The 24,442-nt window shown below is 39.1% G+C and carries 23 protein-coding genes; 17 read left to right on the top strand and 6 right to left on the bottom strand.

All coding sequences use genetic code 11. The annotated features are described in order from the left end of the window. Window positions 1-52: 52 nt before the first annotated feature. Window positions 53-430 carry a hypothetical protein gene (locus tag P162_RS13110; protein ID WP_031427965.1) on the top strand — a complete coding sequence of 126 codons (378 nt, stop codon included), beginning with the start codon at window positions 53-55 and terminating at the stop codon, window positions 428-430. Window positions 431-508: 78 nt separating this feature from the next. On the opposite strand, the gene P162_RS13105 is transcribed toward P162_RS13110, so the two are convergent. Then, window positions 509-1,234 (bottom strand): SDR family oxidoreductase, encoded by a 726-nt coding sequence (locus P162_RS13105; RefSeq protein ID WP_031427963.1) that lies wholly within the window; start codon window positions 1,232-1,234, stop codon window positions 509-511. A gap of 142 nt (window positions 1,235-1,376) precedes the next feature. On the opposite strand from P162_RS13105, the gene P162_RS13100 reads away from it, so the two are divergent. The 8 genes from P162_RS13100 (at window position 1,377) to P162_RS13065 (ending at window position 8,849) form a co-directional block, all read left to right on the top strand. Next, a complete protein-coding gene (locus P162_RS13100; protein ID WP_031427955.1) occupies window positions 1,377-1,994 on the top strand; it encodes a YqaA family protein in 618 nt (205 codons plus the stop codon). Between the two features lie 5 nt (window positions 1,995-1,999). Beyond that, window positions 2,000-2,284 carry a DUF3817 domain-containing protein gene (locus P162_RS13095; RefSeq protein ID WP_031427953.1) on the top strand — a complete coding sequence of 95 codons (285 nt, stop codon included), beginning with the start codon at window positions 2,000-2,002 and terminating at the stop codon, window positions 2,282-2,284. 68 nt (window positions 2,285-2,352) lie between these two features. Next, window positions 2,353-2,967, top strand: a complete 615-nt coding sequence (locus P162_RS13090) for a M15 family metallopeptidase (RefSeq protein ID WP_031427951.1) — start codon at window positions 2,353-2,355, stop codon at window positions 2,965-2,967. A gap of 419 nt (window positions 2,968-3,386) precedes the next feature. After that, window positions 3,387-4,205, top strand: a complete 819-nt coding sequence (locus tag P162_RS13085) for a ferritin-like domain-containing protein (RefSeq protein ID WP_031427949.1) — start codon at window positions 3,387-3,389, stop codon at window positions 4,203-4,205. Window positions 4,206-4,243: 38 nt separating this feature from the next. Continuing rightward, window positions 4,244-5,083, top strand: a complete 840-nt coding sequence (locus P162_RS13080; RefSeq protein WP_031427947.1) for a ferritin-like domain-containing protein — start codon at window positions 4,244-4,246, stop codon at window positions 5,081-5,083. Between the two features lie 205 nt (window positions 5,084-5,288). Continuing rightward, window positions 5,289-6,566, top strand: a complete 1,278-nt coding sequence (locus P162_RS13075; RefSeq protein WP_031427946.1) for a mechanosensitive ion channel family protein — start codon at window positions 5,289-5,291, stop codon at window positions 6,564-6,566. A 94-nt stretch (window positions 6,567-6,660) separates the two neighbouring features. Beyond that, complete coding sequence (locus P162_RS13070) at window positions 6,661-7,731, top strand: endonuclease/exonuclease/phosphatase family protein (protein ID WP_031427944.1); 1,071 nt, start codon at window positions 6,661-6,663, stop codon at window positions 7,729-7,731. A gap of 182 nt (window positions 7,732-7,913) precedes the next feature. Further along, window positions 7,914-8,849 carry a mechanosensitive ion channel family protein gene (locus P162_RS13065; RefSeq protein WP_031427941.1) on the top strand — a complete coding sequence of 312 codons (936 nt, stop codon included), beginning with the start codon at window positions 7,914-7,916 and terminating at the stop codon, window positions 8,847-8,849. Between the two features lie 367 nt (window positions 8,850-9,216). Here the strand turns inward: P162_RS13065 and P162_RS13060 are convergent, their stop codons facing one another. After that, window positions 9,217-9,723 (bottom strand): gluconokinase, encoded by a 507-nt coding sequence (locus P162_RS13060; protein ID WP_031427940.1) that lies wholly within the window; start codon window positions 9,721-9,723, stop codon window positions 9,217-9,219. After that, complete coding sequence (locus tag P162_RS13055; RefSeq protein WP_031427938.1) at window positions 9,720-10,619, bottom strand: DUF72 domain-containing protein; 900 nt, start codon at window positions 10,617-10,619, stop codon at window positions 9,720-9,722. The genes P162_RS13060 and P162_RS13055 overlap by 4 nt, the downstream gene beginning before the upstream one ends. Before the next feature lie 240 nt (window positions 10,620-10,859). On the opposite strand from P162_RS13055, the gene P162_RS13050 reads away from it, so the two are divergent. Beyond that, window positions 10,860-11,585 (top strand): hypothetical protein, encoded by a 726-nt coding sequence (locus tag P162_RS13050; RefSeq protein ID WP_031427937.1) that lies wholly within the window; start codon window positions 10,860-10,862, stop codon window positions 11,583-11,585. A gap of 181 nt (window positions 11,586-11,766) precedes the next feature. On the opposite strand, the gene P162_RS13045 is transcribed toward P162_RS13050, so the two are convergent. After that, entirely contained in the window at window positions 11,767-13,125 is a 1,359-nt protein-coding gene (locus tag P162_RS13045; protein ID WP_031427935.1) for an NAD-dependent succinate-semialdehyde dehydrogenase, read from the bottom strand. Between the two features lie 151 nt (window positions 13,126-13,276). On the opposite strand from P162_RS13045, the gene P162_RS13040 reads away from it, so the two are divergent. Together P162_RS13040 and P162_RS13035 are read left to right on the top strand one after the other, a co-directional pair. Continuing rightward, on the top strand, window positions 13,277-13,687 hold the full coding sequence (locus P162_RS13040) for a hypothetical protein (RefSeq protein ID WP_031427933.1): 411 nt from the start codon (window positions 13,277-13,279) through the stop codon (window positions 13,685-13,687). A gap of 206 nt (window positions 13,688-13,893) precedes the next feature. Further along, window positions 13,894-15,207 (top strand): OmpA family protein, encoded by a 1,314-nt coding sequence (locus P162_RS13035; RefSeq protein ID WP_031427931.1) that lies wholly within the window; start codon window positions 13,894-13,896, stop codon window positions 15,205-15,207. Window positions 15,208-15,573: 366 nt separating this feature from the next. On the opposite strand, the gene ychF is transcribed toward P162_RS13035, so the two are convergent. Next, the gene (gene ychF / locus P162_RS13030; RefSeq protein WP_031427929.1) at window positions 15,574-16,668 is read right to left on the bottom strand and encodes a redox-regulated ATPase YchF; all 1,095 of its coding nucleotides are present in this window, start codon (window positions 16,666-16,668) and stop codon (window positions 15,574-15,576) included. 302 nt (window positions 16,669-16,970) lie between these two features. Here ychF and P162_RS13025 point away from each other — a divergent pair, with 302 nt between their 5' ends. Beyond that, entirely contained in the window at window positions 16,971-19,649 is a 2,679-nt protein-coding gene (locus P162_RS13025; RefSeq protein ID WP_031427928.1) for a TonB-dependent receptor, read from the top strand. Window positions 19,650-19,714: 65 nt separating this feature from the next. On the opposite strand, the gene P162_RS13020 is transcribed toward P162_RS13025, so the two are convergent. Beyond that, window positions 19,715-20,065 carry a 4Fe-4S dicluster domain-containing protein gene (locus tag P162_RS13020; RefSeq protein ID WP_031427927.1) on the bottom strand — a complete coding sequence of 117 codons (351 nt, stop codon included), beginning with the start codon at window positions 20,063-20,065 and terminating at the stop codon, window positions 19,715-19,717. 73 nt (window positions 20,066-20,138) lie between these two features. On the opposite strand from P162_RS13020, the gene P162_RS13015 reads away from it, so the two are divergent. The 4 genes from P162_RS13015 to P162_RS13000 all read left to right on the top strand — a co-directional run bounded on the left by P162_RS13015 (window position 20,139) and on the right by P162_RS13000 (window position 24,190). After that, a complete protein-coding gene (locus P162_RS13015; protein WP_031427925.1) occupies window positions 20,139-21,200 on the top strand; it encodes an acyl-CoA reductase in 1,062 nt (353 codons plus the stop codon). A gap of 178 nt (window positions 21,201-21,378) precedes the next feature. Next, entirely contained in the window at window positions 21,379-22,443 is a 1,065-nt protein-coding gene (serC, locus tag P162_RS13010; RefSeq protein WP_031427923.1) for a 3-phosphoserine/phosphohydroxythreonine transaminase, read from the top strand. A 50-nt stretch (window positions 22,444-22,493) separates the two neighbouring features. Beyond that, window positions 22,494-23,444 (top strand): D-2-hydroxyacid dehydrogenase, encoded by a 951-nt coding sequence (locus tag P162_RS13005; protein WP_031427921.1) that lies wholly within the window; start codon window positions 22,494-22,496, stop codon window positions 23,442-23,444. A 113-nt stretch (window positions 23,445-23,557) separates the two neighbouring features. Further along, window positions 23,558-24,190, top strand: coding sequence for a DUF937 domain-containing protein (locus P162_RS13000; protein WP_031427920.1), 633 nt, complete (start codon window positions 23,558-23,560; stop codon window positions 24,188-24,190). Window positions 24,191-24,442: the final 252 nt, after the last annotated feature.

Raw genomic sequence — 24,442 nt, 5'->3', positions numbered from 1 at the left:
TGCAGGAAAAGACCTAATCTTTTACCTTTGTCATCTAACCAAACTTATAGCATTGAAGAATCCCAAAGCAGTAAAGCTACTTAACAAGCTTATAGATGACGTTGAGAATAACGGCATCATCACAAATACGGCCGTAAATGATCTTAAAAGCCTGCGTCCCTATGCTGTGGAAGAAGAAAGGCCCCTCATAGCAAAAGTTGTACGTCTTACTTTTGAACATATTGAAGAATACCAGACATTTGCCATAGATATTCCCGAAGAAGAACCTATTGAAGGCCATGAAGAAGATCTTGAGCCCCGGGAGCCATCAGAACCCAATGAAAGTTTTCTTTATCTGCTCAACCTTATTGCAGAACCTGAAAATAAATCCAATCGTTTGGACATTCGTTCTTATGTAGAGGCGCTTCAAGACTACGCAGACGAAAATTGATTCCTGGGTTTACTTGTTATAAAGCATAAAAAAAGCACCTTAAAGGTGCTTTTTTTATGCTTAAATAGTTGAATTTCTTTACTTTTTTGGTGGTTTAGAGGGTCTGACCTCAACCTTACTTGGCAACGTCCTGGGATGCATCTGTAACAGGTCTGAAACGATCTGCCCCATATCTTCACTTTGTATTTTCCAGTCATCATCACTAGAAGGCTCATGACCTCCAAAGTGCGTTGCTACAGAACCTGGCATGATCGTGGTCACCTTCACTCCCTTATCACGCACATCAAGCATTAAAGCCTGACTAAAACCGGTAAGTCCAAATTTACTCGCATTGTAGGCACTACCGCCAGCAAAGAAATTTGTACCCGCAAGGCTTGATATAGTAAAGATATAACCCTCTGAATTCTGTAAAGCTTCGAGGGTAGCTTTTACACTATAAAAAACACCCGTAAGGTTTGTACTTATAGTTTCATCCCATTGATCAACCGTAAGTTCTGAAATATTTCCAAAATGACCTAAGCCGGCATTGGCAACAAGTACGTCAATTTGACCCCACTTATCAAGTATTTTTGCAACCGCTTCTTTTTGGCTGTCGTAGTCACGTACGTCAGCCTCTATGCCTATTACGTTGCCTTCACCGCTGTTTGCATTATTAAGTTCATCAGCAGCTTCCTGAGCTGCACTCTGGGTGCGGCTCGTGATTGCCACGTTCATATTTAATTTTAAAAGGGATTCTGCGATTCCTCTTCCTATTCCTTTTGTACCTCCAGTAATGAAGGCTACTTTGTTTTTTAATTTATCCATAGCTTAAATTTAATATTAATATTCAGCGTAGCGGAAAGGTGACAATTAAAGTTTTATTAAAACTAAAATACAGTTCATAATTGGTTCATTTTGCGTTGGTCTTCCAATGCTTAAGGCGTAATTTTGCACCAAATTTTAGATCATGTCACAACATAAAGGTGGGGAACGTAAGTCCAGGCTTCAACTGCTTCATCAATATTATAAGTATACCGGTTTTTACAGCTTTTTAGGCACTAGTCTTAAAAAAGCGCTCCCCCCTATCCTTCTGTTTATTGCAGTCATCTTTGCGATTCATTATTTTGTAATTGATCTCAACAGCCTTCTGGTCAAAATGACGGATACCTTCCCAACATTCTGGGTACTCGCGGTTTTTTTTATTTCGGAAACCATTCTGGGACTTATTCCGCCAGAAATATTTATAGCATGGAGCGATAAAATGCCAAATCCAATCTTATATCTGAGCTTGCTTGCGGTGCTTTCTTACACGGGTGGTATTATCTCTTATTTCGCCGGCAGGGCATCTACGCGCATTCAAGCGGTACATGAGTATCTAGAGGTAAAAATGGCAAAACACCTTAAAAATGCACGTAAATGGGGAGGTTTTTTAATCATTGTGGGTGCTATCCTGCCACTTCCGTTTGCCATTAGCAGCCTGGCGGCAGGTATGATAAAATTTCCGTTTAAAAATTATCTTTTATTTGGTTTGATGCGTTTTGTGAGGTTTGCCGTTTATGGCGCTGCAATATTTAGTTTAGTATAAAGCCTATGCTTCGATTTTTTAAAATACTCGGTATTCTTGAAGGAATTTCTTTTCTGGGCTTGCTTCTCATTACCATGCCTTTGAAGTATTTTTACGATAACCCAGTTCCCAATCAATGGTTGGGTATGGCTCATGGGGTGCTGTTTATCGCATATGTCATCGTTGCGGTAATCGTTAGCAGGCAGTTGCGGTGGTCATTTAAAACACTGGTGATTGTTCTGATTTGTTCCGTAGTTCCTTGCGGGACTTTCTGGATGGATGCAAAATATATTGAACCCCACCTTAAATAATGTTATCCAGACTAGTTTCAGCATTGTAGAAATTACCTTTAGGTGTTAATTATTGGCTATATTTAAGCATGAATAGAACATTTTTAATTGTTTTTCTCCTTCTTTTTACGGCAATGCTGCCAGCACAAAAGGTAGATCTCGTACAGCTAGACACCCTGCAGGACGGTTTTGCGTATGATATACGATACGCCGGGGAAAATAATTTTCTTAAAGAAGCTTTCTATGATTGTGCAGCTTGTTATTTGAGACCCGAAGTAGCTGACGCGCTTAAAGAGGCAAACCATTATTTCTGCGAACTTGGGTATAAAATTCTCCTCTACGATTGTTACCGTCCCGTTTCTGCCCAGAAAAAAATGTGGAAAGCATATCCTAATCCACAATACGTGGCAAATCCTTACACAAGCGGCTCCATTCATAATAGGGGCGCTGCAGTAGATATTTCACTTATTACACTAGAGGGGGAGCCAGTGGATATGGGTACAGATCACGATTTTTTTGGCATAGAGGCGCATATTGACCATACGGACTTTCCAGATCAAATTCTTAAAAACAGAGCGTTATTGCAAAAAGGTATGCTTCTTTATGGTTTTGAAACCATACGTACCGAATGGTGGCATTTTAATTATAAAAAAAATTACCAGTACGAGATCATTAACTTTGACTTTCCCTGCGCAGTGGAATAAGCGCACTAAAGAATCTTCTATTTGCACTTAGTAAATGCTCACTAAGCATTAAATATAGTTTTTGAAATTTTGAAATTTCAAATATACTAAAGGGGAAAAATTGAATTTTAAAATGCTATTCAATAGAACTTAATAGTTGTTTCCTTAGAACTCCATATTCCTTATTTTTAATTTTCTGAAAATATATCGTTAAAGTACCTACAGTGTATTAACAATTTTGAAAAATTTATTAATCTGAAAATCTAACTTCTAGGCAGTTAGAAATTCTTTAAATGTTAAATTTTAAGATATAATCTTCTTTTAATCGGTAAAAAGTCATAAATATCTGTTAAAGGTTTATCATTTTAAAACTAGGCTGCCCTTTTCCTCGTAGATTATGTTGAGATTCAGAATGAATAATAACTAAAAATACAATTTCGATGAAAAGCAATGAAATTAAAAAGGATGACGCACTAGAGCCATTAACTGGACGCGACAGACGAAAGTTTTTAAAATTAAGTGGAATGGCTATCGTGGGTGGAGGTTTATTACTCTCATGTAGCGATGACGATGATATGGGAATCGTAAATCAGAATCCTGATGATCCAGAAGATCCAGAAGTTCCAGAAGAGCCGGCAGTATTTGATTTAGGTTCCGGAAATGTTGGAATACTTAATTACGCTTTTGCGTTAGAACAGCTAGAAGCTGCTTTTTATTTAGAAGTACTTAATGGATCTTATTATCAAGGACTTCCTGATGATAGTGAAGAAAAGCAAATTATTTTAGATACTACTAATCATGAAGTAATCCATAGGGATTTCTTTAAAACGGCAATTTCTGCGGCAGTTGAAGCAGATCAGGTATTACCAGATTTAGAATTTGATTTCTCATCAGGACCTAATGCTGTTGATTTTTCAAGTAGGGATTCTGTTTTAGCGACGGCTGTTGCGTTAGAAGATACCGGAGTTTCTGCTTACAATGGTGCCGGTAAATTAATTGATGTTAGCGATGCTGCTGGTGTTACTTATTTAACTTTGGCGGGTAAGATTGTATCTGTAGAAGCACGTCATGCTTCGGCTTTTAGAGATCTTGTGAGCCCAAACACCTCTAATTTTGCAAGCGCTGATGTTCTTGTGGATTTAGGAGGCTCAGGCGTTGCATATGACAAAGCTACCCTCCCTGCAGATGTGATTGCAGCAGTGGTTGATCTTGAATTTATAGTTACCCCATTCACGGCAAACAATTTGCCTACAGCGTAACGATTAGCTAACTCATTAATTTTAAAAAAGACAATATTATGAATTTTATAAAGCTTTTAGAAAGCCTTTCAAATAGAGAGGCCTTAACCAAAACCAGTTCAAGAAGAGATTCTTTTCAACAAATGAAAAGTGTGGGTAAAAATGTTGCCCTTGCCTCCATTCCTTTCGGTCTGGCAGCAACAAGCTCTAAAGCTAGGGCAGCTACAAGCGCCATGGCAGCAGCAGCTTTTCAAGCTAGTCCTACAGACGTATTAAATTTTGCATTAACCCTAGAATATCTTGAGCAGGAATTTTATCAGAAAGGCCTTAATAGCGGCGTCATTTCTGATGCTGATATGACGGTCTTTGAGACCATTTCCAAACATGAAGATGCACACGTAGAGTTTCTTGTAAATGCTTTAGGAGCTGATGCGATTGCAAAGCCAACATTTGACTTTACAGGTGGTCCAGGTGGATTGAGTTTAGATCCTTTTATGGAAAATGGTGCAGATCAGGAAACTGCTTATGCTCAATTTATGGCATTAGCACAAGGTTTTGAAGATACTGGTGTGCGTGCTTACAAAGGACAAGCTGGAGCACTAGCGGTAGATAACACATTGCTTGATTATGCGCTGCAAATTCATTCTGTAGAAGCACGTCATGCTTCAAAAGTGAGAAGAATGCGTATGGAAAAAGGATGGATTGTACAAAATAACAATACATTGCCAGATGCATTTGCCCCTATTTATGCCGGTGAAGAAAACACCGAACAAGGTGGTGTTGATCTCGCTGGATTATTTAGCGATTTTGGTGGTGCTGATGCAGTTACTGCTGCCTTTGATGAGCCATTAACTATGGATGAAGTTTTAACCATAGGTGGGTTCTTTATTGTTCAATAAAATTAGATCTTAAAAGATTTAATGTTTCTAAAGGCTGCCACTGGCAGCCTTTTTTATTGGGTTTTGCTAAGCTATTTTTTAAGAAACCAAACTAAGCTACATGATAAGGTTTTATATACTTATAATTTTGAACTCCTCTCTCACTCTTCTATAGTTCCTCGATTTTTATTATAGTATCTTTGCCGTCAAAAAAGCACAACTGGCAATGCATCAAAGACTACACCAGTATTTTCAAGATTTTGGCAACTCGCTCATAGACTACGGTCTTGATCCCTACTATGCCGGTATACTAAGTATTTTTATCAACGTATTCCTGTTAACTGCTGGCCTTATACTGCTTGACAGGATTTTACGTAGGTTGCTGATCGAGTTCTTCAAAGCCTTTACCAATAAGACCAAGAGTACTTTTGATGACTACCTTATCCTTACCAATTTTCCAAGGTATGTAGGTCATATTATACCTATAAACATCTTAAAATATGTACTTGCCATCATGTTACATGGCAACCATCCCATGGTATTGCTATGGGTCAATAAAGCAATAAATGTCTATGTAATAATTTTAATACTCAAAATATTACGTAGCGTATTGCGTACATCCCGTAGCTTTTTTGAAACCAAGGAAAAGTATCACGATAAACCCTTACAGAGTTATGTTCAGGTTACCATGCTTTTCTTATGGTCTCTGTCCGCATTTTTTATAATTCTCGAAATTTTTGATAAGGAAGCTGGTAAATTAGCGCTGCAGCTGGGTACAACCTCTGCTGTACTGTTGCTTATTTTTAAGGATACCATAATGGGCTTTGTGGCCTCCATTCAGGTTTCGGTCAATGATATCGTGCGTATAGGTGACTGGATCACGTTTAGCAAATTTGGCGCAGATGGTACTGTTACCGAAATTAACCTTGCAACGGTACGGGTGCAGAATTTTGATAACACCTATACCACCATCCCCACCTACAGTCTGATTGCAGATTCTTTTCAAAACTGGCGTGGAATGCAGGATAGTGATGGGAGACGTATTAAGCGGGCAATTTTTATCAAGCAACGTTCTGTACGCTTTTTAACAACCGAGGACATCGAAGAGTTAAAGAAAATTCAGCTTATAGCTCCTTACATTGAACATCGCGAACAGGATCTTGAACGTACTAACCGACTTCGGAATGCAGACCGAAGCCTTCTTATAAACGGAAGAAATCAGACAAATTTGGGCATATTTAGGCGTTATATTGATGCTTTTTTACATGAAAACCCCGCGATCAACAAAGATCTTTTTCTAATGGTGCGCCACCTAGCCCCTACTTCTCAGGGTATTCCCATAGAGATTTTTTGCTTCAGCAAAGACAAACGCTGGGAAATTTATGAACACATACAAGCTGATATTTTTGACCATATTATCGCTGCCGTACCTTATTTTAAACTCGAAATTTTTGAGGAAGTATCCAGTTCAGATCTCGATGACAGGTCATTTAAAATGAATTAAAAAACCTTCATTATCCCACGTAACCAGGCGACTTTTTATCTTGTTTTCTTAATTTATAGAATCATCGTATATTCATCCCCGAAAAATTAGATGGATGACATTAAAAAGAGGTCTATTTGCATTAGGTATTTTAGCTATTTTATTAACTTTAATACCACTTATTGCAGCAGATTACTGGTGGATACGAATATTTGATTTCCCCCATACACAGCTTACCGCATTTACCTTCATCGTAATTGCATTTTACTTTTTCCGGTTTGACATTCGATGGAAACACGATTACCTCTTCGTAAGTATTATGCTTGCGTGCTTCGTTTATCAGATCAATAAGATAGTTCCCTACACGTCGCTTTATCCCTATGAAGTTTTAAATGCGGAACATGAAGATGCTCAAAAGCACCTGAGTCTTTTTACCTCAAATGTATTACAGAGTAATAAGGAGAGACAACCTCTCATAGATGAATTGAAAAGTAAAGATCCTGATATTTTGCTCCTTTGTGAAGCGAACGCGAAATGGTTAAATGATCTACGTCCCTATACGAGTAAAAACTATAGCTACCGTAAAGAAATCCCGTTAGACAATACGTACGGTATGGCATTATATTCGAAAATGCCACTTATTGACCCTACCGTACATTATATTATTGATAAAGAAATACCTTCAATTCACACCAAATTAATCCTCAAAACCGGTGATACCATCCAGATCTATGCGATACACCCCACACCGCCCATGCCCCAGCATAATCCTAAATCGTCAGACCGCGATGCAGAAATGATGATTATATCCCACAAAAGCAGGCAAAACAAACTGCCCGTAATTGTAATGGGCGATTTTAATGATGTTGCCTGGTCTAATACCACGGCTCTTTTTAAAGCTTCGAGCACACTACTCGACCCCCGTATAGGCAGGGGTTTTTACAATACTTTTAGCGCGAAATCCGCACTTATGAAGTGGCCATTGGATCATATTTTTATTTCCCCTGAATTCAGGATAAGAAAAATGGCTATGGGAGCAGATATCAATTCTGACCATTATCCTTCTTATGCAGAACTTTCTTTTGAGCCTAAGGGCAAAAACGAACAGTTACCCGAGCCACCGTCCAAAAGGCAATTAAAAAATGTAGCCTCACAAATAGAGGATTATCGGGACCAGAATGATTGACAACTACTGTTCTAAAAACTCTAAAGGAAATAGCAGAAGAATATTTGGAACAGTATTAAATTATAGGTAGGAATACGTTAAAGGAATTCTGGTTTCACAAAAAATCCGTTATTTGCCCTATTAAAAATAATCAATGATGTGCCCCGTACAGGCTGACATCGTGCAATAAAAAACCAACTTTAATGCAAACCAATACTACCGCTAATCCCGAAAGTATTTCGGAATCCTTTACCAATTTTTCAGCGAAATTTATAGACCAACTCCCAGGTATCGCCATAGGGATAGGCATCATTATACTGGGCGTACTCTTAGGTGCGGTCATAGGTAATTTTGTGCGCAAACGCCTTTCCATGCGAACAAATGACCCATTGATGAGCCGCTTTCTGGGCAAGACCATTAAGGTTGTATTTATTATAATCTCTATTATGATCGCCCTAAATGCCGCTGGCCTTCAAGGTATTGCAGCAGGTATTTTAACAGCTGCCGGAGCGAGTGCCGTAGTGCTGGGATTTGCTTTTAAGGATATTGGTGAGAATTTTATAGCAGGGATTATTCTCTCCTTCAACCGGCCTTTTGATGTGGATGACACCGTGGAAGTGGGAAGTAATTTTGGAAAGGTAAAAGCGCTGGAATTTCGATATACAAAATTGAAAACCTTTGATGGAAAGGATGTTTATATCCCTAATAGTGATGTGCTCACCCAGCCCGTCACCAATTATACCGAAGATGGCTTTTTTAGATGGAGCTTTATCATAGGGATCGCCTATGAAGACAATATCGAGGGCGCAAAGCAAACAGTGATGGACGCCCTTCACAACCAGCCAGATGTTATAGAGGACGAAGAGCATGAAAATTTTGTGATAGAAGATGAACTCGCGACCAGTACCGTAAACTTAAAAGTGTTTTTCTGGGTAGATACAAAAGATTTCAGAAGAATGGCACTTATCACTAAAGGTAATGTGGTACGTTCGGTTAAGGAAGCCCTGGAAGATAACGGCTATTACATGCCAGCAGATATTCAGGAGATAAAGTTATACGGCGGCGAGAAAGATTTTCCATTCCGTATGGTGCAGGATACTGCAGAAGAAAAAAACATCAAAGGAAAAACCAAAGAATAAGACAATAACACAGGCCTTTAAATGCAATAATGGTGGTTACACTAGACGAGGATTTAAAGGTTTGCCTTTCAGTAAGGCCCCAGCTATAGTTTGACCAATCTTGAACCGCTATTATTGACATAAGCAAACGAATCTACTCCTGACACTATATAAATGCTCCACGGATGCTTTTAGCGGAAAATTACCAAAAAAAGACATATTGGGATTGCTTTGACACCTTATATTCTCGCTATACATTCCAAAAGGAAATTTGACCCCATAAATACAAGAACGGTCGTTGGCGCAGATAGCCCAATTACTTAATTAAAGAATTGGAGATAATAAAAAGACTGTATTTTAGCAAACACCAAAAGCTATCCAAAATTCATTACTCCAGTTCGTTATTGTCTTTTAGGACTTTCACTATAGAATCTACAATTTCTTCCGGAGTGTATTTTACATCAAAGAAATAGCCATAGTCTGGACGTTCATAAGCGTCATATTGAGATTGTAGCATATCTGCATCAAAAAAATGATTTTTACGATTGCTCATGCGATCTTTTATAAGCTCAAAATCGCCTTCCAGCATAATCCAAATTATTTTCTTGCCAGCGCCTTTTTCAAGGGTTTGTCTGTATTTTTCCTTAAGCGCAGAGCAGCCCAGTACGGCCCCGCTATCGTTTTCCCATTTTGACATAGCTTCTGCCATAGCTTCTAGCCAGGGCTGCCTATCAGCATCGTTGAGCGGATGACCAGCTGCCATTTTCTTGATATTTGACTCTGGATGAAAAGCGTCTGCATCATAAAAAGGAATTCCCGTTCGCTCCGCAACAAGCTTGCCTATCGTGGTCTTGCCGGAGCCAGAAACTCCACAAACTAATATTATTCTGCTCATAAATCTAATTTTAAATTATCGGTGCCGTGCAATCCCTTAGGAACTGAAATTTGGAGACCTAATGTTTTATTGATTTTTTCAATGAAATATTCTGCAAGCAAAGGTGATTCTTTCTCATTGTTCTGATGAATAAAGAAATCCACCTGCGGCAAACCAAGTTTTACCCATTTTTCAATACGTTCTACCCATGCATCTAACCTATCGTAATCACTAGGATGGTTTGCGCCCACGTAGCGTATAAAAGCTTCTTGGTTTGTAAGTCGCATGTGCATGATATCCCGCCGACCGGCAGTATCTACGAGCACATTTGACATACCATTATCTTGCAATAAACTATAAAGTCGTTCTGCATTTTCGGTATCGTTGAACCAGTCTGTATGCCTAAATTCTAACGCAAGAGGGTGATCCTTGGGCCAATTAGACACAAATTCCGTTACACGGTCCCAGTTTTTTGGCTGAAAGTTGTCATGCATCTGCAAAAAAACAGTGCCCAACTTTTCTTTGAGCATGACAACATGATCAACATACTCTTCAATAAGCGGTTTACTGTCCTTTAAGCGCTTCGAGTGACTAATGGTACGGGTAATCTTGGGGAAAAATTTGAAGTCTTTCGGGGTTTTGCTGTACCAGGTTTCAAATTGATCTTTTGGAAAAAGCCTATAAAAAGAAGCATTCAATTCTATGGAGTTAAACTGGGACGAATAGTATTCTAATTCATCCTTTATACCGCGGGGGTAAAAGTTCTTGAGATCCTGCTTGTTCCACTTTGCACAACCCACAAAAACGGTGGGTTTTTCCGGTTTTTTGAAGGTTTTTAGTAGTTTTATGGTATCTGGGTGATCCTCTGGCAAACTAAAATCTATCTGTGACGGATTTTCAACTTTTCCGAATTGCATAACGTGGCGTTTATGTAAATATAAGGCAATGCTCCTAAACGTGCCCAGTCTTAACTTTAAAGCAAAAAGCTTCTCGCGATTTATTGTAAGGTTGGCCAGCGTCTCTGAAATCTACATCAATATTTTTTTAATGTACTAAAAAAACTACTTAGCGTTAGACATGGATGTACTGCGGCCCATTCAAAATTTTTGACTAAAATTGCGGTATACTTTTGGCTAATAAAGAGTAAATTTTAAAATATGAAATACCTGTCCCTTTTATTGATCACACTTTTATTTTCATTTACCGATGCAAAAGCACAGGCGGCAAATGACATCGTGGAAAAATACATTGAACAAAGCGGAGGCAGAAACGGTTGGGATACCTTAAGGGCAACAAAAATGGACGCGACTCTTCAGCAAGCTGATATTTTACTCCCCTTGACACTCTACAATACAAAATCTGGAAAGCAGGCCATTATGATCGATTTTGCCGGAAAACGTTTTGCCCAGATGGCTTTTGACGGTCAAACCTACTGGACAACAGACCTTACGACCATGATACCATTGCTGGGAAGCCAGGCACTCACAGACAACATAAAACTCAGTCTAAATGATTTTCCATCCCCGGTCATCAATTATGAACAAAACTATTATCAATTAGAATATGAAGGAATTGAAACTGTTGATAGTGTGCAGACCTTTAAAATAAAAATAATCAAAGAGCCCATGACCGTTGAAGGCCGAAAAGTAGAAAACGTAAGTTTTTATTATTTTAATACACAAAATTTCAATCCAGTTAAAATCATAGAAATGAAGCCTAATGGTGACTATCTAACTAGTGAATTGAGCGATTATCAAAAAGTACAGGGTTTTTCATTTCCTTTTACCATAAAACAGGGCGATATGCTGATAAAGATCAAGAACATCAATCTAAATCCACAAATTGACGGTAAGATTTTTGAATTTCCCCAGAGCGATTATTAATTGAACTTATTTAAGTTTTATAGCGCTACCGAATAATAGGCAACGTATTAAAAACCAGACCTAATTTCACGAAAAAACGCCATTAACGACAAAGCATATAGATTCAAAAAACCCCGATTTTCGACTAAAATCGGGGTTTTTTGGGTTAAAAATTATCGGAAATGAGATATTTACAAACAAATTAATACGAATTAAAATAAACCGTTTTCCTATTAACAAACTCTTTAATACCATCTTCTGAAAGTTCGCGGCCATAACCCGAAATCTTTGTTCCGCCAAAAGGCAAACGAGGGTCACTTTTTACAAGTTCATTGACAAAAACGGCCCCATCCTCAAAAAGTGGCACCAACTGCTCAGCCTTATCCCTATCTTCCGTAAAAATGGAGACACCCAGACCAAAATCAGATTGGTTAACCATATTCACGGCTTCTTCGTCATTTTTAAAAGTAGTAATCCCTATGACGGGTCCGAAGGTTTCTTCTTCAAACAAACTCATATCTGTAGTTACTTTATCAACTACGGTAGGTTCAAAATACGCCTTATCACGTTTTCCACCCGTTAGGATTTTTGCTCCATTTTCAACAGAATCCTTAAGTTGTTTTTCAAGATCTTTGGCAAGATCCTCGCGAGCCATTGTACCTATAAAAGTTTCCTCATCCATGGGGTCACCACTTTTCAATTCCTTAACCGCCTTTACAAACTTCTCTGTAAAACGATCTGCAACGCTTTCCTCTACTATAAGTCGCTTACCGGCGATACAGCTCTGCCCCGTATTTTGAAACCTTGCCTGCACACAGGTTTTTACGGTTTCCTCTAGATTACAGTCCGCAAAGACCACCAGCGCGTTACTACCGCCCAGTTCCAGCACGGATTTTTTAATTTCTTCCCCGGCAATGCTTGCCACAGAACTTCCCGCAGACTTACTTCCGGTAAGGGTAACGGCTTTGACTTTTTTGTTTCTAATTACGCTTTCTATTTTATCACTTCCCAATGGCATATGTTGAAAACAATCTTTTGGAAAACCTGCACGTTCAAAAATCTGCTGAATTTTTTCACCACAATGTGTCACATTACTTGCATGTTTCAGCAGGCCAATATTTCCTGCCATGAGTGCGGGAGCAGCAAACCTGAACACTTGCCAGTAAGGGTAGTTCCAAGGCATGACCGCGAGTACAACCCCTAAAGGTTCGTAGCTCACATAACTTTTTTCTGCATCAGTCTCAATATTTTTAGGACTTAGCTGTTTTTCGGCATTTTCTGCATAATACTCACATACCCATGCGCATTTTTCAATCTCCGCAATGGCCTGTTTAATGGGTTTTCCCATTTCCTGAGTCATGGTTTCAGCGTACTCTTTTTTGTTTTGCTTCAATTCTTTTGCCGCTGCGAGCATTTTTTCTTTACGCTCTGCAAACGTGGTTTTTTTCCAGGATTGAAAAAAAGCATCAGCACGATCTATCGCGTCTTCAACTTCATTTGCACTAAACTCTTTAATACTGAAAACTTCCTTCTGGTTATATGGATTCGTGGATTTTATCATAATCTGTAGATTTATTTAAAGTTATAAAGCCAGTGTGGAAATAGACTTTCCTTTAATAGCACTTTAACGCGCTTTAAGAAGCATCTTAAAATTAACGATCCCTTTACCTGCAATGGATTGCAAAACCTTATATTTAAGAAAATAATTCATGATGTCAACACGCGACAAAGATCTACTAGCATTAAGACCCGTAATACCCACGGCTAAAGTAAATGCTCAAATGAGTAGTGAGGAACACTTTCAGAACGAAACGTTGAGACCATTGGCCAAATTACAGAACGATTTGCTACTTGCTGTTTTTGGAAACTATATTGCAAAACATAAGAATGTGTTTTTTACGCTTACTATTGAAAAACGCCTTAAATACATAGAAAATGCAATCCTAAGAGATATCAAGTTTAGGAACAGTCTCAAAGGAATCATTATTGGGCAATTTACCCTTGAGGAATACAATACTTATATAACCAATTCATCAGCCCTTAACAAAAGAATGATGAATCTTGTAAAAGAAAGACTTTTAAATCAGATCCAACTACTGGAAATAAAAGCAGAAACAATTTAAATTAACATTTTTGAGGAAAAGCAGCTTCAATTTTCAAAAAAGACATAACAAATACCTTTTAATCGTTAAAAAATTGGTCTTAAACAGAAAATACCGACTCAAATTTGTCTGAAATCTGTCTTAAAATTTTGTAAATTCCTCACTGATGTGCTATAATCTAACAAACAAACTTTACATTTGTTATAAATAACCGTTAACAACTTATTATGAAGAAGACTTTACTAGGGGTATTCGCTGTTCTCGCAATGGCAGGAGTTTCCAATGCTCAAGATATGGCTGATCAGGAAACCACATCGCTGAATGAGGATCAAAATACCACATCCTCTTACGATGAATACAACAAATGGTCTATAGATATTAATGCCGGTGTAAATAAACCATCCCGTCCATTTGCTCCAGGCTATTATACCAGTACACCAGATTTCTTTCATGCGGATGCCGGTGTAAGATATATGATCAATGACAGGGCCGGTCTTAAACTTGATGCGGGTTTTGATAATTTTTCTGATGATGAAAATAGCCTTCCTTTTAAGTCAAGGTTATACCGTATCTCGCTTCAAGGTGTTGCCAATGCAGGTAATATCCTGGGATTTCGGGAATGGACAAATACTTTAGGTCTCTTGTTTCACGGTGGTATGGGTTATAGTACCCTTTCTGTACAGGAACCTGTAGAAATTGATGACAATGATCAAATGCTTAATTTTATTGCAGGTATTACACCACAAATAAAATTAGCAGAACGTGTTGCCCTTAATGCTGACCTTTCTGTTATAGGTCATATTCGACAAGATCAAACCTTTGATGGTACAGGACGTCAGCGCGCTGCAGACTTTGACGGTTTTTATGTTAATGCAACTATAGGTCTTTCCATTTATTTAGGTGGAAATGATGTACATGCAGACTGGTATTCAAGAGAAAAGAATATGGCTAACGATCTGGATTCTATCAACAGTCGCTTAGCTAAATTAGAAACAGACCTTCAGGATGATGACCGCGATGGTGTACCTAATTATTTAGACAGGGAACCTAACACTATTTCTGGTGTCACCGTGGATACTAAAGGTGTTGCAGTTGATAAGAACCAAAATGGTATTCCTGATGAATTAGAGTCTGCTATAGATGCACGTTTCACTAAAATGGAGGCTACCTCTACAAGTAGTGGAAATGATATTATAGAAAAACTCATAGGCGATGGTTACGTGAATGTTTACTTCCAGTTCAACAGTACCCAGCCAGAAGTTTATAGCTATGAGGCTATTAACTACCTAACGAAATACATGAATGAAAATACAGATGCTAAAGCTGAATTGATCGGTTTTGCAGACGAAATTGGAAATCCTGATTACAACCAGATGCTTTCTCAGAAACGTGCACAGAAAGTACAGGAGATTTTAGTGGCTTCTGGAGTTGATGCAAGTAGACTGACCGTGACTGGAAGTGGTGAAGATTCTACAGTAGATAAAGCATCTGCTGCTGCTAGACAATTGGTACGAAGAGTGACTTTTAAATTAATTAAATAACAAAAATATAATCCCTTATATTTTTATCTAAGGTAAAAGCCCCTACATTTAATGTAGGGGCTTTTTAGTTTATCTATTCCGGAATGGAATATCCAATATTAAACGTATATGGATTATTTTTTTTAATCTATTTTAAACAGAAATAAAGCATTGGCATTTAGATGATCAAATGTTATTCATGAACTAAGTCGTAATCAAAATTCGCTACAGGTTTTAGGATTGTCCTAAATAGTGTACTAAATAGAAAATTGTTCAGATATACGTTCGGTTTTATAAAAAAACGGCTCTTTTTCAATGAAAAAGAGCCGTTTTTTTATGTTATTGCTTACTAACTGACCTCCACTATAATAAAGGTTATAAGCAATACTATACGTTAAAAAGGAAGTGCATTACGTCACCATCTTTTACAACATAGTTTTTGCCTTCTACGCCCATTTTTCCGGCTTCCTTTACTTTAGCCTCACTGCCAAATTTTACGAAATCCTCATAACCAATAACTTCTGCACGGATAAATCCCTTTTCAAAATCTGTATGAATAACCCCGGCAGCCTGTGGCGCAGTAGAACCTACATTGATCGTCCATGCACGTACTTCTTTGACGCCAGCCGTAAAATAAGTTTGTTGTTTTAATAATTTGTACGCCGCCCGTATCAGTTTTGCAGAACCTGGCTCATCAAGGCCTATATCCTGCAAAAACATTTGGCGCTCTTCAAAATCATCAAGCTCATTGATGTCGGCTTCGGTACCTACAGCAAGTACAAGAACTTCGGCATTCTCATCTTTCACGGCTTCTCGCACTTTTTCTACATAGGCGTTGCCGCTTTTAGCAGATCCTTCGTCCACATTGCAAACATACATTACGGGTTTATCTGTAATAAACTGTAATGGCTTTACATAGTCAGCATAATCGTCGTCAGAAAATTCAACTGCACGTATGGAAATACCTTGTTCTAGAGATGTTTTTATTTTACTTAGAACAGCCTCTTCTTTTTGTGCTTCCTTATTACCTGTTCGGGATGCTTTTTTTACCTTTTCAAGCTTCTTTTCCACAGTCTCCAGATCTTTCAACTGAAGTTCTATATCTATAGTTTCTTTGTCCCTAACCGGATTTACGCTATTATCCACGTGCACTATATTCTCATCATCAAAACAGCGCAAAACATGAAGGATGGCATCGGTTTCCCTAATATTTGCCAGGAACTGATTTCCTAATCCCTCCCCTTTGCTTGCTCCTTTTACCAGACCGGCAATATCAACAATATCCACAGTAGCTGGTTGAACGCGCTCTGGCTTGACCAATTCCTCTAACTTGGAAATTCTTGGATCAGGTACGTTAACCACGCCCACATTAGGCTCAATGGTACAAAAAGGAAAGTTCGCACTCTGCGCCTTTGCATTTGACAAACAATTAAAAAGAGTTGATTTACCCACATTTGGCAATCCTACAATCCCTGCTTTCATTACTTTATTTTTTGGAGGCGTAAATATAGGAAGCTTCTATAGAATTTAAGGGGTTAGTAGATAACAATAATTAGCATGTTCTCAAGCATTCCGCGGAAAAAAAGGTTATATAAAGGAGGGCCTGAATTATCTATTATATAATGTTACCAAATTCTCGTTTTCTTAATGAAATAATGATATAACATCATCAATAGAATTCTTTTAATTTTAATCAAATAAAATGTGAATTAAAGCCATTTTCTTTAACAAAAATCCATTTTCATTGAATACTTTTAGCTAACGAACTCTAAAAACGCAATTATATGAAATTAACACTACTCTTTAGTTTGCTCTGCTCCTTAACGTGGGCGCAAAATACCATTACAGGGACTATCAGGGATACAGATGGCACGGCGCTTCCCGGTGTAAACATCCTTCAAAAAGGGACCATCAAGGGAACTACAACAGATTTTGATGGTAACTATTCCATAGAAGTTAATGATGGTTCGACACTCGTTTTTTCCTATATAGGTTTTGAAGAACAGGAAATCCCGGTAGATGGGGAAAGTCAGATCGATGTTACCATGACCAGCGGTCTACAATTAAATGAAGTGCAAATTGTAGGTTCCAGAAACCCAAAACGGACTTCGACAGATACACCGGTTGCCATAGATATTATCGATGTATCAGAAGTCAGCACGCAAAGTGGACAATTAGAGGTAAACCAACTATTACAATATGCTGCACCTTCGTTTAATGCCAATAAACAATCAGGCTCTGATGGGGCAGACCATGTGGATCCCGCCTCTTTGCGTGGGTTGGGACCAGATCAAACCTTGGTTTTAATCAATGGTAAACGTCGGCACCAATCATCTTTAATAAATATTTTTGGGACAAGGGGACGTGGAAATACGGGGACAGATCTCAACGCCATCCCCGTAACCGCAATAAAACGCATTGAAGTTCTGCGCGATGGTGCTTCTGCCCAGTACGGGTCTGATGCTATTGCCGGTGTTATCAACATCGTTTTAAATGACAACACTGGCGCTGTGGGAGGTTCTGTTAGTTATGGCTTTTACAATACGGATGCCAAAGGGGATTTTGGTACAGATCCTTATGGCCTGTGGAATACAGACGGCTACAGACTGGATACAGACCGCGATGGCAACGCTATAGGCAAAGACAAATCTTTTGATGGAGGTTCTGTGAAAGTGGGTGTAAATTATGGTGTCGCACTGGGAGAAAATGGTGGTTATGCCAATTTCACTACGGAATATATCAATAAAAATAAAACGCTACGTCCCGGTTTTGAATTCAGGAAAGGATTTGGTGAAGCCGCTATAGAGGGATTGAATTTATTTGCCAATGTAGCGTATCCTGTTTCAGACAAAACAGAAATTTATGCTTTTGGAGGTCGCAACTACCGCGATACAGATGCGTATGCCTTTACCAGAAACGACGGCGCACGGGTCGTAACTTCCATTTATCCCAATGGGTTTACACCACGCATCACTTCTATCATTACAGACAATTCCGTAGCGGTGGGTGTGCGCACAAAATCTGATGCGGGCTGGAATATAGACCTCAGTAACACCTACGGAAAAAATCTTTTTCATTACTATATAAAGGGAACGGTCAACGCCAGTCTTGAAGAACTCTCCCCTACCGATTTTGATGCTGGCGGACATACCTTAGACCAAAATACGATCAATCTCGATTTTTCTAAGTTCTATGATACTATACTTGCCGGTATGAACATCGCCTTTGGTGCAGAATACCGTACCGAAAACTTTACCATATTTGCTGGTGAGGAAGGCTCTTATGGAACTTACGATACCTCGGGAAGGTTAATTATTGATCCCGCTACTCAAACCCAGCCCATCGATGTTGTATCTGGAGATCCTAGACCCGGGGGTTCTCAGGGTTTTCCCGGATATGGCCCGGCAAATGCAGTAGACCGTAGCAGATCTAATGTTTCCCTTTATGCCGATACAGAATTTGATCTAACCGAAAAATTCCTTTTAAGCGCGGCAGCCCGTTTTGAAAACTACAGTGATTTTGGCAGTACCATTAACGGAAAATTATCTTCGCGTTTAAAACTGAGCGATAACTTCAACCTACGTGGTTCTTTAAGTTCCGGGTTTAGAGCTCCGTCACTGGCTCAGATTTATTACAATCTTCGGTTTACGAATTTTATAGGTGGTGAAGCCCTGGAATCCCTTTTATCCCCTAACAATAGTCCGGTCACCGCTTCCTTTGGCATCGGACCTTTAAAAGAAGAAACCGCTTTGAACGCGGCCTTGGGGTTTACAACAACCATAAACTCTTTTTCTGCAACTATTGATGGGTATTACATAAGCGTAAAAGACAGGATTGTCCTTACCGGAAATTTTGATGCCGCAACCATCCCAGGTGTTGAAGCCGCCCAGTTTTTTGCAAATGGCGCAGATACACGTACTAAAGGTCTGGATGTGGTATTGAGTTACAAGACACAATTTGATAAAAACCTTATTAGCGCGACCTTTACCGGCAATTTCAATGATATGGAAATTACTGACATTAATAATGGCGATCTGGATGAGCAGACCTTTTTTGGACCACGTGATCAGGCGTTTTTACTTGCTTCTGCACCAGATAGCAAGATGGCATTAAATTTAAATTATGAGCGGTCCTGGTTCAATACAGGTTTGTCTTTTACGCGTTTTAGCGAAATAAACCTGCTCGATTTTCAGGCATTGGAAAGTCCGGCAGATTTGGGTTATGCTGACGACGCTGCATTGTTAGAGGGAGCTACAGACCATTACAGCCCAAAGGTGGTTACAGATTTGGTTTTTGGCTTCGAGCTTTCAGATCATCTAAAGTTGCAGGTAGGAAGTACTAACCTTTTCAATGTATATCCAGATCAGCAAGATGACTGGACCGAGGCCGGTGGTTACTGGGATTCAGTACAAATGGGTTTTAGCGGGGCCTATTACTATTCAAGGCTTTCTTTCAATTTTTGAGTAAAACACTTCAGAGCATAAAAAAACCGGCAAATTGCCGGTTTTTTTATGCTTTATGGTAATTTTTATTCGTGGTGCATAAACGCCTGTTTTGCCAGTAAGGTCTCTTCAGATTCTACGTGGTCATCATCGGGCACACAACAGTCTACCGGACAAACAGCCGCACACTGGGGCTCTTCGTGAAATCCTTTACATTCGGTACATTTATCTGGGGAAATATAATAAATCTCGTCGCTTATGGGTTCCTGAGTTTCTTCGGCATCCACCTCTTTTCCGCTAGGCAGGACTACCTTTCCTTTAAGGTCTGTACCATCTGAGTACCTCCAGTCATCTGCTCCTTCATAAATAGCCGTATTCGGGCATTCTGGCTCACAGGCACCGCAGTTAATACATTCATCTGTTATTATGATCGCCATGGTATATTCTTTTTCTAATTGCGTAAATTTACACACAAAATTAAGGCTTGGCCTTAACCTTACCAAACCATTTATGCATTTAAACCAAAGAATTACAGCATTCTCAAAACTTGGGACTTTCCTAAAGAACTTTCAGGAAAACACAGATTCTACTGAAAAAGAATCAATCCTGGACAAGCAATGGTACACAGATTTTAAAGAATGTATAGAAAAGGCTCATATTCATAATGCATGGTTCACTAAAACAATGGTGCATCTTGCCCTAAAGGGCTGGGCAGAAAACCTTACCGAAAACGCCCTTCATCAGTGGCTTGAAAAGTATGACGGTGACAAGGAACCTTCCTCAAAAAATGTAGCTGTTGTAATGGCCGGCAACCTTCCCCTTGTAGGTTTTCATGATTTTCTGAGCATTTTGATTTGCGGGCATAAGGTAATTGCAAAATTATCCAGTAATGACAAGTTGCTCCTGCCCTATCTGGCCAAAGTACTTATAGCCATAGAACCCTTATTTGAAGATAAAATCAAATTTACAGAAGAAAAATTACCTTCTTTTGACGCTGTAATTGCCACGGGAAGTAATAATACCGCACGCTATTTTGAATATTATTTTAAAGAAAAGCCACACATTATACGCAAAAACCGAAATGGTATCGCCGTGCTCACCGGTCAGGAATCCAGGGAAGAATTAAAGGGCCTTGCAAATGATATTTTTTCATTTTACGGCATGGGATGCCGAAGTGTTTCTAAGATTTACCTTCCGGAAGGTTATGATATAGATCTCTTTTTTAACGCGATGTTTGAACATAAGGAAGTCATCAATCACGATAAATATGTCAATAATTACGATTACAATAAAGCGGTTTATCTCATGGGGCTTGAGCCACTTCTGGACAATAACTTTATGATATTGAAAGAGGACAAAAATTTCTCTTCCCCTATCGCAGTTGTATTTTATGAAAAATATGAAAATCCCGAAAACCTGAAAGAAATACTTCAAGGACAGGCTGATCAGATTCAATGCATCGTTTCATCAGGATTTACAGAAAATGAAATTCCATTTGGTCAGGCACAGCAACCCAAACTTTGGGATTATGCGGATGGTGTAGATACTATTGCATTTTTATTAAAAATTTAGGCTTATTTATTCCTTTTTTATTGAATTATCGGTGGTTTTCCATTACTTTTTGGACATCTTTGCATAGTGAAAATTCTATATAACATTACAGAAATCACGCTCAAAAGCTATCCAATGTCCAACAAGATTGTTTAAACTTTAGCCTTAAAACTATTTCTTTTACACTATATATTCTCCAATGAAAAAACACAATTTTAGCGCAGGGCCCAGTATCCTGCCACAGGAGGTACTCAAGCAAGCCTCAGATGCCGTTCTCAACTTCAACAACCTCGATTTATCTGTTCTGGAAATTTCGCACCGTAGCAAGGATTTCGTCGCGGTAATGGAAGAGGCCCGTGAACATTCCATAGAACTTCTGGGACTTAAAGGTAAAGGATATAAAGCATTGTTTCTACAAGGTGGCGCCAGTATGCAATTCGTAATGGCAGCATACAATTTACTCGAGAATAAGGCAGCATATCTCAACACCGGTACTTGGAGCGATAAAGCCGTGGCCGAAGCAAAGATTTTTGGTGAAGTCGTAGAAGTTGCTTCCTCAAAAGACAAGAACTATAATTACATTCCTAAAGGCTATGAAGTTCCTAAAGGCATGGATTATTTTCACTGTACCACTAACAATACTATTTTTGGTACACAAATGAAAGATTTCCCAGCATTGGACTGCCCCATGGTTGCAGATATGAGCAGTGATATTTTTTCACGTACGCTTGATTATTCAAAGTTTGACCTCATTTATGCGGGTGCACAGAAAAACATGGGTCCGGCAGGGACGACTTTAGTTGTGATAAAAGAAGATATTCTTGGTAAGGTAAAACGACCTATACCCAATATGCTGGACTATGCTCAGCATATCGCAAAAGACAGTATGTACAATACACCACCGGTATTTGCAGTATATACTTCCTTATTGACCCTGCGCTGGCTTAAAGAATTGGGTGGCGTAAGCGCTATTGAAGAGGAAAATGACAAGAAGGCAACCCTTATCTATTCTGAAATTGACCTCAACCCACTCTTTGAAGGTTATGTTGCAAAAGAAGACCGCTCTACAATGAGCGCAACGTTTAATATTACCAATGAAAAAGCCAAGACAAAATTCGACACCATGCTGAAAGAAGCCGGCATAAGCGGTCTTAACGGGCACCGAAGCGTAGGAGGTTATCGTGCTTCTATGTACAACGCATTAAGTTTAAACAGCGTGGGCGTACTCGTGGATGTCATGAGCGAACTGGAGCGCACGGCATAAACCTGGCAAAACCAATTCCCAGTATAAATAATATAAAAGAGATCACAACTATGAAAGTATTAGCAAATGACGGCATTTCCCAGTCTGGCGTAGATGCGTTACAAGACGGAGGATTTGAAGTAATCACCACAAAAGTTGCCCAGGAGCAACTCGCTAATTATATAAATGAAAACAAAATTGACGCCTTATTAGTTCGCAGCGCCACCACAGTACGCAAAGTCCTTATTGACGCTTGCCCAGACCTTAAACTTATAGGTCGTGGCGGTGTAGGTATGGACAATATTGATGTTTCCTATGCTAAGGAAAAAGGGGTACATGTAATCAATACACCTGCATCTTCTTCTGCCTCTGTGGCAGAATTGGTTTTTGCCCACTTGTACAATGGAGTACGATTTTTATATGATTCAAACCGGAACATGCCCTTAGATGGCGATTCAAAATTTGGGGATCTTAAAAAAGCCTATGCAAAAGGGGTAGAACTCCGCGGTAAAACCTTAGGGGTTTTAGGATTTGGCCGTATAGGTCAGGCTACTGCAAAAGTTGCCCTGGGCGCAGGCATGAAAGTCATTTACCATGATCCTTATATGGAGAATGCCGAGGTTGGCCTTGATTTTTATGACGGTCAAAAAGTAAATTTCAAACTGACCAGCATTTCTAAAGAGGAGGTCTTGAAAACTGCAGATTTCATTACCCTTCATGTGCCTGCACAAAAAGAATACGTGATTGGTAAAAAAGAAATCGAAATGATGAAAGACGGTGCTGGCCTTGTCAATGCCGCACGCGGTGGTGTCATTGATGAACTGGCGCTTATAGAAGCTCTGGAAAATAAAAAACTGGCCTTTGCCGGTCTTGATGTTTTTGAAAATGAACCGAAACCTGCCGTTAAGGTGCTCATGAATCCCAAGGTTTCACTTTCCCCACATATAGGTGCTGCGACTAATGAGGCGCAGGATCGTATAGGCGTTGAACTCGCAGATCAGATCAAATCCCTATTGGGATAAGTTTCTAAATTAAACATTAAAAACTGGATCCTGTATCCGGTTTTTTTGTTAATAGTGGTTGATGGCGGAGTTTAATGCCCTAATTTTAAAACGCAACTTTAAATTCTATAGCTATGTCAGGTTTACTTGATCTTTTAAATAACGATACCGCAAAACAATTAATAAGCAGCACCAGTAAAGAAACCGGCGCTTCCGAAGATAAAACAAGTAGCGTACTGCAAATGGCCCTACCCCTCTTACTGGGCGCCATGAATAAAAACGCGGCAACACCACAGGGCGCGTCTAGTCTTTTGGGGGCCCTTTCAAACAAACATGACGGTAGCATCCTTGATAATCTGGGTAGTCTTTTAGGAGGTCAGGGTGTAGATCAAAACGTTAAAAACGATGGAGAGGGAATTCTCAAAAATGTATTGGGAGGTCAACAAAGTGGCATTCAGCAGACCATTGCGCAGAAAGTAGGACTGGATGCAGGTACGGTTGCCCAAATTTTAAAAATTGCCGCTCCTATAGTTCTTGGTTTTCTGGGCAAGAAGAAGCAGGAAAATAATGTAAATGAGCCTGGCGGATTGTCTGAATTACTGGGAGGTCTTCTAGGGAGCCATTCCGGTGGAGGTGGTAGTATCATCGAATCACTTCTGGATAGAAATGGGGATGGGAGTGTCATGGATGACGTTACCGGAATGCTACTGGGAAATAAAGCAAAAAAAGGTGGTTCAGGCAGCTTAGGTAATTTGTTCGGTGATTAATCCACTGATGTGGAATAATTCGTTTACTTTCTGATTTTGTTTTAAAGTAAAAAGATCAAATGAAAATAATTCTTAAAATTCCAAGCTCTTGAGATGGTAGAATTTAAGATATTGCTTAAGTTCCAAAAACCACCAAATACATCTAAAAAACCACCGAAAAATTCGATTTTTCGGTGGTTTTTAGCGTTTATACTATCTAATCGTAGGCGTTTTACCTGATGATAAACCTTATAATCACAGCATTCAACCAGT

The organism is Flavimarina sp. Hel_I_48 (genome assembly GCF_000733945.1).
Taxonomy (GTDB): Bacteria; Bacteroidota; Bacteroidia; order Flavobacteriales; family Flavobacteriaceae; genus Leeuwenhoekiella.
The sequence above is the reverse complement of the archived record's forward strand: the minus strand, read 5'-3'. Positions and strand labels throughout refer to the sequence as shown.